This window comes from Saccharothrix longispora (assembly GCF_031455225.1).
Classification (GTDB): Bacteria; Actinomycetota; Actinomycetes; order Mycobacteriales; family Pseudonocardiaceae; genus Actinosynnema; species Actinosynnema longispora.
This window is the reverse complement of sequence record NZ_JAVDSG010000001.1, coordinates 6,639,891-6,652,838: the sequence shown is the minus strand read 5'-3', so window position 1 is coordinate 6,652,838 and position 12,948 is coordinate 6,639,891. Positions and strand designations below refer to the sequence as shown.

The following is a 12,948-nucleotide window of genomic DNA, read 5'->3' as shown; positions in this document are numbered from 1 at the left end:
CCGGTAACCGGCGCGCGGCGATTCAGCGACGCTAGAGCCACCCGGTTGGACCAGGCAAACGGGGCTGTGGACAACTCGGTGGACAGCTTGGGGATGGTTGGCCGAACCTGGCCACAGGGCTGGGGAAACCTGTGGACAACTTGGGTACAAGTCGGCCCGTGACAGAAGTTATGCCAGCTCAGGCCCTGTGGATGAATTTGTGGACAACCGGTTTGTCACAGCCCCGGCGTGTCGCGTGTTACCGCCTCTTCGGCGTGTCGCGCACACCCCGTCACACGAGTTGTCCACAGCCGAACGCACGAAAGCGCCGTGCGACCAGAACACCTGGTCGAACGGCGCTCCCGTGTGGAGAAACCCCTGGGATCAGCCCTGGGCCGCGACCTCGACGGCCAGCGCGACGGTGACCTCCGGGTGGAGCCGGACGTTCACCGAGTGCTTGCCGAGGGTCTTGATGTGGCCCGCCAGCTCGACGGCCCGCTTGTCCAGCGTGGGGCCGCCGGCCGCGCGCACGGCCGACACGACGTCGGACGAGGTGACGGAGCCGAACAGCTTCTTCGAGCCCGCCGCGGCCTTGGCCTTGAGCGTCACGGAGCCGAGGCCCTCCAGGGAGGACTTGATCTCCTTGGCGTGGTCCAGGTCGCGGACCCGACGGGTCTCCTGGGCACGGCGGATGACCTCGACCTGCTTGGCCGCGCCCTTGGTGGCGGCGATCGCCAGGCCGCGGGGCAGCAGGTAGTTGCGGCCGTAGCCGTCCTTGACCTCGACGATGTCGCCGGGGCCGCCGAGGCCGGTCACGTCAGCGGTGAGGATGAGCTTCACGATGCCGTCCCCTTTCTCAGCGAGCCGTCGAGGTGTAGGGCAGCAGCGCCATCTCGCGGGCGTTCTTGACGGCGACCGCGACGTCGCGCTGGTGCTGGGAGCAGTTGCCGGTCACCCGGCGGGCGCGGATCTTGCCCCGGTCCGAGATGTACTTCCGGAGCAGGGTGGTGTCCTTGTAGTCGATGAGGTTGGCGTTCTTGTCCTTGCAGAACGCGCAGACCTTCTTCTTGGGCTTGCGCACAGGCGGCTTGGCCATGTGTGGACTCCTGGTGTTACGCGGTGAAGTGTGGGTTGACCGGTGCGCGGTCTAGAAGGGGGGCTCGTCGGCGAAGCCGCCGGAGCCGGCCGGCGGGGCGGAACCCCACGGGTCGTCTGCCGGGGCGCCACCGCCACCGCCGCCGCGGGACTGACCGCCGCCGCCGCCGAAGCCGCCGCCGCCGTCACCCCTGCTCACCTTGTTGACCTTCGCGGTCGCGTAGCGCAGGGAGGGGCCGATCTCGTCGACCTCCAGCTCGATGACGGTGCGCTTCTCGCCTTCCTTCGTCTCGAAGGAACGCTGGCGAAGTCGCCCGGACACGAGCACGCGCGAGCCGCGGGTGAGCGATTCGGCCACGTTCTCCGCGACCTGCCGCCACACGTTGCACCGCAGGAACAGCGCCTCGCCGTCCTTCCACTCGCCGCTCGCCTTGTCGAAGGTGCGAGGCGTGGAGGCGACCGTGAAGCTCGCCACCGCGGCGCCGGACTGGGTGAAGCGCAGTTCGGGATCGGCGGTCAGGTTCCCGACCACCGTGATCGTCGTCTCGCCGGCCATGGTCGGAGGCTCCTAGACCCTGGCTGCCTTGGCTGCCTTCGCGGCTGCCTTGGCGTCGGCCCTGGCCGCGACCTTCGCCGCGGTCTTGGCGGCCCGGACGGGGTCGCGGCGCAGGACCTTGGTCCGGAGCACCGTCTCCTGGAGGCCGAGCTGGCGGTCGAGCTCCTTCACCGCGTCGGGAGTCGAGGTCAGGTCGAGGATGGCGTAGATGCCTTCCGCGTTCTTGTTGATCTCGAAGCTCAACCGGCGCTTGCCCCACACGTCGACCTTCTCGACGTTGCCACCCGTGGTGCGGATGACGTTGAGGAACGTGTCGAGGGACGGCGCGATCGTGCGCTCGTCGAGACTCGGGTCGAGGATGACCATCACTTCGTAATGACGCATGTGGACCACTCACCTCCTGTGGACTCGGCGGCCACGGACGTTCCGTGGCAGGAGGGTCTGTCGCGTCAGCAACCCGAAAAGGGTAACAAACCCCCGGGCGGGTTCGTCCGGGGGTCTGTCCGGGCGGGGCGGGCGTCGCTCACAGCTTCCAGTTGTGGAGGTTCGTGAACGCCGCCTCGGTGATCCGGGTGCCCCTGTTGTGGTCCCCGTAGCCGTAGGCGTGCACCGCGTCGGCGCAGTACGTCGAGCAGCCGACGTGGTGGACGGGCGAACCGCTCTGCCCGCCCGTGGTGTCCAGGTGGTAGGCGAGCTGGCGGGTGTGGACGGCGGAGATCGCGCTGGTGGTGGTCCACTGGGTGGCGCTCGGCTTGTCCTGCGGGTAGCCGGCGCTGGTCACCGGGGTGCCGACGGTCGGCGTGGCGGCCCAGTTCATGCCGTACCAGCCGGTGGTGGTGCCGATCGTGCAGTCGAGCTTGAGGCCCGCGTAGTCGTACTCGACGCTCGCGTCCTGGACCCACCCGGTGACGCTGTGGACGGCGGACGTGCCGCAGCTGCCGTACGGCGAGGTGGTGCCGTTGCGGCCGGGGTGGACGGTGAAGTTGGTGTTCCAGCCGCCGGACGGGCCGCCGGAGTGCACGCAGTGGCCCGCGGTGGCGACGGCGTTCGCCGCGTACAGCCAGCCCGTGCACCAGCTCGTCGCCCCGTTGGGCTTGGTGTAGGTGAAGTAGACGTTGGCCCGCGCGGGGTAGACCGTGGTCGGGTTGACCCGGGTGCGCTCGTCCGGCGCGATGATCGACGCGGTCGACTGCTCGTCGGGGGCGACCACGCGCGGCCCGGCGCCGGTCACGGGGCGCACGCCGCGTGCGTCGGCGGGGTTCCCGGTGCCGGTGGACCCGGCCGAGGGCGGGTGCGCGGCCGGGACGGGCGTGCCGCCGACCCGCCCGTCGGCGGAGACCGGCGTGTCGCCGGGGAGGGCGGGCGCGGCGGGCGCCGCCGGGGCGACCACGGTGGTGAGCGCGGTGGCGAGCGCTGCCGCGAGGCAGAGGGACAGCGGCGCGGGCAGGGTTCGGCTGGTCATCGAGGTGCCCCTTCGGGGATCGCGGATGACGACCAGGTAACGCTCCCACTACCCAGAGTTGTCAGGTAGGGGGCGAACGCGTGAAAGATTGACGGAGGGTCACGGCCGCCGGATGGGTGAGCCGCCCGGGAGTGGGCCTTTCGGGGTCGCGCGGGCGCTCACGCCACCGCGCGCCGCAGCACCCAGGTCCGCACGAGCGCGCCGGTGACGCAGGACAGCAGCAGCACCGCGAGCAGCACGGGGGCCGCCACCCCGCCGCCCATCCGGCCGACGTCGGGCAGCGCCTGCGCGCGACCGGCGGTCTGCACGCCGTCCGCGTCGCCGGTGCCGGGCAGCCCGTGACCGGGCCGGTAGCCGCTCACGCCGCCGCCGTAGCGCACGCCGGGGGACGGCGAGTACTGGCCGGGCACCGCGAACGGCAGGGCGCCGTAGCCGAACAGCGGCACGCGGCCGAAGTTGCCGCCCCACGGGTTCGAGCCGTACAGCGGCAGGTCGATCGCGCCGACCCCGCCGACCGGCGTGAACGGGCTCTGGGCGCCACCGGGCGTCGCGCCGGGCGTGCCGGTGGCGGGCGTGGTCCCGGGCTGACCGGTGGGCGGCGGAGTGCCGGGGTTGGGCTGGGGCTTCGTGCCGGGCGCGCCGGGTACGACCTGCTCCACGGCCTTCTGCGAGGCGTCGGCCAGCGCCTTCGACCCGTCCTGGACGGGGGCGGCGGCCGCGTTGACGCCCTCGACGGTGACGCCGCACAACCCGGCCAGGGTCTTCTGCACCTGGCCGGTGAGCGTGGTGATGATCGGCCCGAGCAGCGGCAGCCTGCCCAGCTCGGCGTTCACCCTGTTCGCGATCTCGCCACCGGTGATGACACCCTTGCCGGTGGGGATCGCGCCGATCGGGATGGGCGGCATCGCCGCGAACGCCTTCCGGAACGGCTCCGCGAGCGGCGGACCCAGCAGCGGGACGGCCCTGACCAGGTCGACCACGGGGTCGAGCACCGCGCCGGGGCTCAGCGCGACCGGCGTGCCCGGCGTTCCCCGGACGGTGGTCGCGCAACTGCCGACGACCACCGGTTCGGCGGCCCGCGCCGTACCCGCGCCGCCGAACGCGCCCGCCGTGCCGACCAGGAACACCACGGCGGACGCGACCGAGAGCCGGGTGAGCCGGGTCCGCATGGTGGCCTCCTCAGACGTGCGGCACACGTTTCCTACTTACAAGTAACGAGCGTAGGTGCAGATGGTGACGCGAGTCATCCCCCTCGGGCGACAATTCCACATCGGCGGCCGGCGTCGGGGCGTTGCACGTCCCGACTACCCTGCACAGCTATGCGCATCGGGGCCCACGTCCGAGACGACGACCCGCTCGGCGCCGCCGTCGATCGCGGAGCCGAGGTCGTCCAGTTCTTCCTGGCCGACCCCCAGGGGTGGAAGGCGCCGAAGCCGCACCCGCAGACGGACGGCCTGCTGGCCTCCGACCTGGACGTCTTCGTCCACGCGCCCTACCTGGCGAACGTCGCCTCGCTCAACAACAAGATCCGCATCCCGTCCCGCAAGATCGTGCTCCAGCACGCCGAGGCCGCCGCGAAGGTCGGCGCCAAGGGGCTGATCGTGCACGGCGGCCACGTGACCAAGGGCGACGACCCGATGGACGGCGTCGCCAACTGGCGGAAGATGTTCGAGCGGCAGGCCGAGAAGGGCGGGTTCGCGGTCCCGATCCTGATCGAGAACACCGCGGGCGGCGACTACGCCATGGCCCGCACGTTCGACATGCTCGCCAGGCTGTGGGACGCGGTCGGCGAGTTCGACGCCGGGTTCTGCCTGGACACCTGCCACGCGTTCGCCTCCGGCGAGGACCTGGTGGGCATCGTGGACCGGGTCAAGGCCATCACCGGCCGCATCGACCTCGTGCACCTCAACAGCTCGCGCGACGAGTTCGGCTCGGCCCGCGACCGGCACGCCAACATCGCGTCCGGCACGATCGACCCCGACCAGCTGGTCGCGGTGGCCGGCGCCGCCGGCTCGCCCGTGCTGGTCGAGACACCCGACGAGGGGCAAGCCGAGGACATCGCGTTCCTCCGCGAGCACCTGGGCCGATGAGCGTGACACGGGAGGCGGTGGCCGTGCCGGGTGGCGCGAGCGCCACGCCGGGGGCGTCCCGCTTCGGGCGCGTCGGGCTGGCCGTCGTCGTCCTCCTGTGCGGGCTGACGATGTTCGCCGGCTTCCTGAACAAGGACCGGTGCACCGGCCCGGAGTTCGACCAGTGGGGCCGCAGCGCGCCGGACTACGAGGAGCGCAACAAGGCCGAGGTCTGCTACTCCGACGTCCAGCACCTGTGGATCGGGCGCGACGTCGACCGGCACGTCTTCCCGTACGTCCACGGCAGCATCAACAGCAAGGGCGTGCTGGTCGGCGGCGTGGTCGAGTACCCGGTGCTGACCGGCCTGCTGATCTGGGCGGGCGCGATCTTCGCGCACACCGACGCCGCGTTCCTGCTGTTCTCGGCGCTGCTGATGGCCCCGTTCGGGCTCGCCGCCGGGTACCTGCTCGGCAAGCTCAGCCGGTGGCGGGCGCTGGTGTGGGCGATCGGCCCGCCGGTGGTGCTCTACGCGTTCCACAACTGGGACCTGCCGGTCGTGTTCTGCGCGGTCGCGGCGGTCTACGTGGTGCACCGGGGGTGGGGCGAGCGGGAGCGGCCCCTGGTGCAACGGGCCGTCGTGGCGTCCGTGCTGCTCGGCATCGGGTTCGCGTTCAAGATCTACCCGGCGATCTTCGTGCTGCCGCTGTGCCTGTACGTGCTGACCGGCGGACCGGGCGGGCGCGACCTGCCGCGCGGGCGGTCCTGGGACTGGGCGGGCGCGGTGAAGGTCGCGCTGGCGTCCGTCGTCACGGTGGTGCTGATCAACCTGCCGTTCGCCGTGGTCGGCCTGGAGGGCTGGAAGGCGTCGTTCGCGTTCCAGGGCCTCCGCCGCGTCGACATCACGACGAACTCGATCTGGTTCTGGGCGATGCGGCCGTTCATGGCGGACGACGACATGCAGTCGCTCGTGTCGGTGCTGTCCCCGGTCGGCATCCTCGCCTCGTTCGCCCTGGCCTGCTGGATCGGCTGGCGGCGGTACCAGGCGGAGGGCACCTACCCGTGGGTGCCGGTGTCGGCCGCCATGCTGTGCGGCTTCCTGCTGCTGCACAAGGTCCACTCGCCGCAGTACACGCTGTGGCTGGTGCCCATGTTCGTGCTGCTGCGGGTGCACTGGGGCTGGATCGCCTCGTACTTCGTGGCGGACCTGGCGATGGGCATCGGCATCTTCCGCTGGTACTACGCGATCGAGTTCGCCCAGCCGTCGGGCATCTACGACGGGTTCTCGGCGCAGGCGGTGGTGATCGGCGTGTGGGGCCGGGCGGCGCTGCTGGTGGCGCTGTTCCTGGTGTTCCTCAGGTCCGAGGTGACCTTCCGGGACGGCCGCGTCGCCCGGTCACGCGAAACGCTGCCGGCGGAGCGCTGAGCCGGACACCCCCGCACGGGGTGCGCGGCACGGGGCTCGTCGCCGGCCCGCCGCACCTCCCGGAGGACCCGTCGCGCCGTCAGCCGTTCCGCCGGACCAGCAGCGCGCCCAGCCGGGCGAACACCACCAGCGCTCCCGGCCCGACGATCGCGCACGTCAGGACGAGGTCGTCGGACGCGCCGTACTCGGCGGCGGTCGCGGCCACCGCCCACGCGGACAGCCCGACGTGCGCGGCGAACAGGGCGAGCCGCGCGGGCACGTTCCGCACCGGCGCGAGCGCCACCCCGACCCGGATCGCCGCGGCGACGAACGCCAGGGCGAGTCCGACCAGTCCCACTCGTCCGTCCTCCCGCTCAGCCGCTGCGGCCCGGCTCCGGTACCAGTGTCCCGAGCGGGCGGCACTCCTCCAAGGGCCGGTCGATCCCCGCTTCGGTCGGAACCACCCCCGGGGCCGCGGGCGATCAGGCCGAGGACGTCGTCCCCACCGGTTCCGCCTCGACCGGCCGCCGCGTGCCGAACCGCAGCGCGAACCGGTCCGGTGCGCCGTCGAACACGCCGCCCGCCGGGTCGTCGTCGCCCGCCTGGCGCACCTTGTCCAGGTCCGGCCGGTAGATCTCGCGCACGATGAGCACGCACAACACCACCACGGCGACGTCGCGCGCCACGACCGCGCCCAGGAACCAGTCGATCGGCAGGCCCTTGTTCTCCACGCCCAGGTAGAACATCATCCGGGGCACCCACACCAGCGCGTCGATCGTCATCCACGCCAGCAGCAGCTTCCACCTGGGCAGCGCCAGCACGGCCAGCGGCACGAGCCAGAGCGAGTACTGCGGGCTCCACACCTTGTTGGTCAGCAGGAACGCCGCCACCACCAGGAACGCCAACTGCGCGAACCTCGGCCGCCGGGGCGCGGACAGCGCCACGAACCCGATCGCCGCGCAGCACAGCAGGAACAGCACGGCGGACACGGTGTTGAGCACCTCGGGGGCCTGGCCCTGCGTCAACCCCGGGTCGAAGCCCTGCCAGCCGGTCCACTGGGCGACCACGTTGTAGAGCGAGTCCGGGTCCACGCCGCGCTCGGTGTTGAGCCGGAAGAACTCGCGCCACCCGTCGGGGTAGGCCAGGGCGATGGGCGCGTTCACCGCCGCCCACGTCGCGAACGTCGTGGCGACCGTGGTGAACCCGGCCTTCAGCTTCCCGGACCGCCAGCACAGCAGCAGCAACGGCCCGAGCAGGAACAGCGGGTAGAGCTTCGCCGCGCCGCCGAGTCCCAGCAGCAGACCGGCGAGCAGCGGTTTCTTCCGCGCCCAGGCGAGCATGCCCGCCGTGGCGAACGCGGTGGCCAGGGTGTCGAAGTTGGTGAACGCGTGCACGATCACCAGCGGCGACACCGCCACCAGGACCGCGTCGTACGGCCGTCGGCGCGCCAGTTGCGCCACCGCGTACGCCGTGACCAGCCACGCCAGGGCCAGCCACAGCGCGGTGATGTCGAAGTACACGATCACGGTCATCGGCGACGGCAGCCAGCCGGACGCCGCGATCTCCGTCCAGCCCTGCGCCATCCGGGCGTTGAGCAGCATGAACATGCCGGTCAGCACCGGGTACTCCATGTACCGCACGTGCGCCGTCGGCTTGCCCTCGTCGTCGACCCACGAGGTCTTGTACGGGAACGTGTCGACCCGGTCCAGCCGCTCGGCCGTGTAGAGCGGCACGGTGTCGGAATAGCACATGGCGACGAACTGCCTGCTGCCCCGCCAGTCGAGCTGCACCACGCCGTTGTCGTCGACGTACTGCTGGACGCACGGCGACTTCTGGAACCACGCCAGCGCCAGCGTGACCACCGCGAACAGCAGCACGACCCGAAGCGGTGTCCAGAACCACTGCCTGCCCACCGAGGCGTGCCTGCCGACCGGCCCGCCGAGCGGTCTGCTGGCCGCCCGGGCGAGCGGCTCGGTCCAGGTCGGGTTGACCCGCTCCTCGGGGCCGAGGGAGTCGGTGTCGTCGGCGTTCGCCTGGGCGCCGTCGGGGTTCGCCTGCGAGTGCTGCGAAGGGCTGGCCACGGGGACGGATGCTACGGGTACGGGTCGACGGAGGTTGTGAGGTCGGGAAGGTCCGCGGTCGGGGCGGAAGCGCGGAAGGGCCCGGAAGCGCGGAAGGGCCCGGCGGGGACGCCGGACCCTTCCGTCACGCGGTGCGACCCGCTCAGCCGCTCGGCGGTGCGCCGCCCCCGCCGATGGGGTCGGGTTCCGGCTCCTGCGACGTCGTCGTGCACAGCGGCGGACGGCACGGACCACCGGTCCGCGTCGTGGTCGTCGTGGTCGTCGGCGTCGTCGTGGTCGGCTTGTCCTGCGACGGCGGCCGGTCGTCGTCCCGCTTCTCGGTCGTCGTCGTGGCGGTCGTCGTCGTGGTCGTCGTGGTGATCTTCGGTTCCTCGAACTGGCCGATGGGGTTCGGCCTCGGGAACTTCTCCATGGGCGCGCCGTTGAGGGCCTTGTCCATGAAGCGCTTCCAGATCTGACCGGGCACGCCGCTGCCGTAGATGTCGGTGCGGCCGTTGGGCTCCTTCAGCGCGATGTTGCCCGCGTCGGTGCCCAGCCACACGCTCGCCGCGAGCGTCGGGGTGTAGCCCGCCATCCACGCCTTCGCGTTCTCCGTGCTGCCCTGGAGCTCGTGCGTGCCGGTCTTGCCGGCGCACTCGCGACCGCCCGCGCAGGCGATCTTGCCGGTCGGGATGCCCTTGAGCACGTCGGTGACGTTGTCCGCGATGTCCTGGCTCTTCTTCAGGTCCGGGTCGAAGGCCGGGCGGGACTCGTCGATCCGCTGGTAGACGGGCTGGTCCTCGGTGTTCACGATCTTCGTGATGAAGAACGGCTCGTGGTACACGCCGCGCGCCGCGAACGTCGCGTACGCCGTGGTGATGTCGAACGGCCGGACCAGGGTCTGGCCACCACCGATGGAGATGTTGCCGTCCGGCGCGGTGCCGCCCTCGCCGACGAGCAGCTTGGTGGTCGTGTCGCCGATGGTGACCTCGCGCGGGATGCCGGCCTGGTGGGCCGCCTCGGCGACCTTGCCCGTGCCGAGCTTGAGGGCCATGTCGAAGAAGACGGTGTTGACCGACTTCACCATGGCCTCGCGCACGGTGCACTGCTTGGGCACCCGGCAGGCCACACCGGGGGAGTTCTTCACCGAGTTGGCGCCGGTGCGGCCGGGGAACTCGCGCGGCGAGCTGCCGTCGTACACCTCGCCCGCGCCCTCGCCGGCCTGGAGGGCCGCCACGAAGTCGAACGGCTTGAACGACGACCCCGGCTCCTGGAGCGTGCCGGTCTGGTAGTCGATGCCGCCGCCGTCCGCGCCGCCCCAGTACGCCTTGACGGCGCCGGTGGCCGGGTCGATGGCCGACATCGAGGTCCGCAGCTCCGGGTTCTGGCCCTGCATGACCTCGCCCACCGCCTGCTCGGCCGCGGCCTGCATGGCCGGGTCGATGGTGGTGTGCACGGTGCCGCCGATGCTCTGGAGCTTCTCCAGGTCCCAGTCGACCTTCTCGCTGGACATCTCGTTCAGGATCTGCTGGCGGATGTGCAGGCGGGCGCCGGTCAGGCCGCCCTGCTCGGCCTGCTCGACGATCACCGGGAACTTCTCGGTGTCCCGGTACTCCTGGGTGATCCAGTTCATCTCCAGCAGCCGGCGCATCACGTAGTCCCAGCGCTCCGCCGTGTAGGCGGCCTGCTCGGACCGGCTCGGGTTCTGGATCATGCCCGCCAGCAGCGCGGCCTGCGAGTGGGTGACCTGCTGGAGGTCGTCGATGCCGAAGTACGCCTTGGCCGCGGTCTTGATGCCGTAGGCGCCCTTGCCGAAGTAGATCGTGTTCAGGTACGCCGTCAGGATGTCCTTCTTGTCCTGCTGCTCGGACATCTTGTAGGCGGTGACCATCTCGTTGAACTTGCGGGTGATGGTCCCGTCTTCCTTGCCGGTGGCCTTCTTCACGTACTGCTGGGTCAGGCCCGAGCCGCCGGAGTCGCCGCCGGTCACCTGGTAGTAGACCGCGCGGGCGATGGCCGTCATGTCGAAGCCGAGGTTCGTCTCGAACGTCGGGTCCTCGGCCGCGAACACGGCCTGCTTGATGGAGTCCGGCAGGTCCTCATACTTGATCATCGTGCGGTTGGCCTCACCGCTCGCGATCCGGACCATCTCCGAGCCGTCCGAGTAGCGGATCGAGATCGCCTTGCCCTGCTGGGCGGCGATCTCCTCCGGGATCGGCACCTCGACCACCTGGTAGGCGACCGCGAAGGCGACCACCGGGGCGAGCATCATCAGGCCGAGCGCCACGTAGGTGGTGCGGCGCACGCGGCGCCAGATCCTCTTCCGGCGCACGACGCGGGCCTCCGCCTCGGTCAGCTCCTCGTCGTACTCGTCGTCGTAGAACGGCTCGACCTCGACCTCGTCCTCGCGGTGCGTGAGGAGCTGGGGCTCGCGCGGCGTGCTCTGCTGCACGGGCGGCAGGAGGTCGGTCGGCTCCTCCCCGGGGCGGCGCTCCGGACCGGGACCACCGGGGCGGCGCGGTCCGCCGGGACCACCGACGGGCGGTCGTCCGCCGGGACCGACGGGGGCGCCGGGACCGACCGGGCCACCGGGACGCCGCACGCCGCCGGGGGGCGTCGAGGGTCGCTGGGGCGGGCCGCCGGGCACGCTGCCGGCCGCCGCGCCGGGACCGGCCGGACCGCCGGGCCTGCCACCGGGCGCGCCGGGACGGCCGTTGCCGGGCGCGCCGGGGATGCCTCCGGGTGCTCCGGGGCCGTGGGGGCGACGTGGGGGCTGGGCGCCGCGGGGGATGCCGCCCGAGGGGATTCCTCCTGGGGGGATTCCTCCTGGGGGGATTCCACCCGGAGGGGTTCCGCCGGGAGGCGGACCGCCCGGCGCACCTCCGGCCGGCGGGCCGCCGCCGGGGCGGGAGAAGCCGCCCGGTGGGGTGCCGTGCCGCGGGGCGTCGGGGCGCGCGAAACCACCTGGCGGGGTGTTCGGACGCTCCGGCTGATTCCCGGCGCCACGCCGAGGTGGCTGCACGCCGCCGTCCGGGTCCTCCCCGGTCGGCCACTGCGGCTCCCCGCCACGTTGCCTGTCGTCATGCTGGTCGTTCACGAAATGGCCTCCAAGACCGGCGTGCGAGCGCACGCGGTTCGGTGGTCGTACGCCGCAGGTCCTCGGTGGAACTGCGTCCGCGGTCGGAGCGGGTTCACTCCGCCGCGGTCCTCCTGCGCGGCTTGCGAGAGTTCAGGCCACGCGTTCCCAGGACGTATGACTGCACCAGGTGGTTCCAACTACATGTGCGGCAAACCTCGACGACGTACACGGTGAACTCCTCGAAGAGGGTCGCCATCCGCGTGAGCTCCTCGGCGGTGCGCGCGGACCCGGCCGCGTGCTTGAGCTCGTCGCCGTAGACCCAGGACACGTGGGTGAGCGGTTCCTTGCGGCACACCGGGCAGGTCACGTCGCTCGGTCGGCCGTGGAACTTCGCAGCTCGCAGCAGGTACGGGCTCGCGTCGCACACCTCCATCGTGCCCACTCGGCCCGCGTAGACCTCCGCCAGCAGCGCACGGCGCTGCAGCGCGTAGTCCACGACCTGGCGTTGGGTCGACACGCGACCAGAGTACGTGGCGCCCCCGACCGTTCGATGGGCCGTTCAGGGCAGTGCGCCGAAGGCAGGGGTCGCTGTGTGCCACGCGACACCGCGAACGCGCGCGCGGATGTATCGCACCGATATACTCGCCACACCCATCGGCGTACGGGCAGGGCTCATCGGGCGGGGAGGTGCCGGTGCTGGAGTTCGCGATCCTCGGGCTGCTGCACGAGGCGCCCATGCACGGCTACGAGCTGCGCAAGCGCCTGCACGAGCTGCTGGGGGCGTTCCGGGCGTTCTCCTACGGGACGCTGTACCCCACGCTGCGCAAGCTGCAACGCGGCGGGCTCATCGTCGAGGAAGTGCCCGAGGCGGACTCCGTCCGCTGGGGGCGCCGGGCGCGCAAGGTCTACAAGCTCACCGCGGAGGGCAAGGAGAGGTTCGCCGACCTGCTGGCCAACGCCGGTCCCCAGACGTGGGACGACGACTCGTTCGGCGTCCACCTGGCGTTCTTCTCCCGCACCCCCGCCGAGATCAGGATGCGCATCCTCGAAGGTCGCCGCAGACGGGTCGAGGAGCGCCGCGAGGGGCTGCGCACCTCATTATCGGCGACCAGTGAGCGGATCGACCGCTACACGCGGGAGCTGCACCGGCTCGGGCTGGAGAGCTCCGAGCGCGAGGTGCGGTGGTTGAACGAGCTGATCGCGACCGAACAGGCCGAACAGCGCGAGCGGGACGAATGAACCAAG

General features: G+C 71.6%; 13 protein-coding genes. 3 read left to right on the top strand and 10 right to left on the bottom strand.

Features of this window, described 5'->3' with window-relative positions; genetic code table 11:
• Positions 1 to 363: 363 nt before the first annotated feature.
• The 6 genes from rplI to J2S66_RS28510 form a co-directional block, all read right to left on the bottom strand.
• The gene (gene rplI / locus J2S66_RS28535; RefSeq protein WP_306744534.1) at positions 364 to 822 is read right to left on the bottom strand and encodes a 50S ribosomal protein L9; all 459 of its coding nucleotides are present in this window, start codon (positions 820 to 822) and stop codon (positions 364 to 366) included.
• Between the two features lie 13 nt (positions 823 to 835).
• Positions 836 to 1,075 (bottom strand): 30S ribosomal protein S18, encoded by a 240-nt coding sequence (gene rpsR, locus J2S66_RS28530; RefSeq protein WP_015805710.1) that lies wholly within the window; start codon positions 1,073 to 1,075, stop codon positions 836 to 838.
• Positions 1,076 to 1,126: 51 nt separating this feature from the next.
• Positions 1,127 to 1,630, bottom strand: coding sequence for a single-stranded DNA-binding protein (locus tag J2S66_RS28525; RefSeq protein ID WP_306744084.1), 504 nt, complete (start codon positions 1,628 to 1,630; stop codon positions 1,127 to 1,129).
• Positions 1,631 to 1,642: 12 nt separating this feature from the next.
• A complete protein-coding gene (gene rpsF, locus J2S66_RS28520; RefSeq protein WP_306744083.1) occupies positions 1,643 to 2,014 on the bottom strand; it encodes a 30S ribosomal protein S6 in 372 nt (123 codons plus the stop codon).
• Positions 2,015 to 2,153: 139 nt separating this feature from the next.
• On the bottom strand, positions 2,154 to 3,092 hold the full coding sequence (locus tag J2S66_RS28515; protein ID WP_310310456.1) for a trypsin-like serine peptidase: 939 nt from the start codon (positions 3,090 to 3,092) through the stop codon (positions 2,154 to 2,156).
• 158 nt (positions 3,093 to 3,250) lie between these two features.
• A complete protein-coding gene (locus tag J2S66_RS28510; RefSeq protein WP_310310454.1) occupies positions 3,251 to 4,261 on the bottom strand; it encodes a hypothetical protein in 1,011 nt (336 codons plus the stop codon).
• 150 nt (positions 4,262 to 4,411) lie between these two features.
• On the opposite strand from J2S66_RS28510, the gene J2S66_RS28505 reads away from it, so the two are divergent.
• A complete protein-coding gene (locus J2S66_RS28505; protein WP_310310452.1) occupies positions 4,412 to 5,182 on the top strand; it encodes a deoxyribonuclease IV in 771 nt (256 codons plus the stop codon).
• Entirely contained in the window at positions 5,179 to 6,585 is a 1,407-nt protein-coding gene (locus J2S66_RS28500) for a glycosyltransferase family 87 protein (RefSeq protein ID WP_310310450.1), read from the top strand. Before J2S66_RS28505 ends, J2S66_RS28500 begins: the two co-directional genes overlap by 4 nt.
• Positions 6,586 to 6,664: 79 nt before the next feature.
• Here the strand turns inward: J2S66_RS28500 and J2S66_RS28495 are convergent, their stop codons facing one another.
• From J2S66_RS28495 to J2S66_RS28480, 4 genes are all read right to left on the bottom strand, one after another.
• The gene (locus J2S66_RS28495; RefSeq protein WP_310310448.1) at positions 6,665 to 6,922 is read right to left on the bottom strand and encodes a hypothetical protein; all 258 of its coding nucleotides are present in this window, start codon (positions 6,920 to 6,922) and stop codon (positions 6,665 to 6,667) included.
• Between the two features lie 124 nt (positions 6,923 to 7,046).
• Positions 7,047 to 8,645 (bottom strand): glycosyltransferase family 87 protein, encoded by a 1,599-nt coding sequence (locus J2S66_RS28490; RefSeq protein ID WP_310310446.1) that lies wholly within the window; start codon positions 8,643 to 8,645, stop codon positions 7,047 to 7,049.
• A gap of 142 nt (positions 8,646 to 8,787) precedes the next feature.
• On the bottom strand, positions 8,788 to 11,076 hold the full coding sequence (locus tag J2S66_RS28485) for a transglycosylase domain-containing protein (protein WP_310310443.1): 2,289 nt from the start codon (positions 11,074 to 11,076) through the stop codon (positions 8,788 to 8,790).
• Between the two features lie 739 nt (positions 11,077 to 11,815).
• Positions 11,816 to 12,220 (bottom strand): DUF5318 domain-containing protein, encoded by a 405-nt coding sequence (locus tag J2S66_RS28480; protein WP_306744076.1) that lies wholly within the window; start codon positions 12,218 to 12,220, stop codon positions 11,816 to 11,818.
• A 176-nt stretch (positions 12,221 to 12,396) separates the two neighbouring features.
• Here J2S66_RS28480 and J2S66_RS28475 point away from each other — a divergent pair, with 176 nt between their 5' ends.
• Positions 12,397 to 12,942, top strand: a complete 546-nt coding sequence (locus J2S66_RS28475) for a PadR family transcriptional regulator (RefSeq protein ID WP_310310441.1) — start codon at positions 12,397 to 12,399, stop codon at positions 12,940 to 12,942.
• Positions 12,943 to 12,948: the final 6 nt, after the last annotated feature.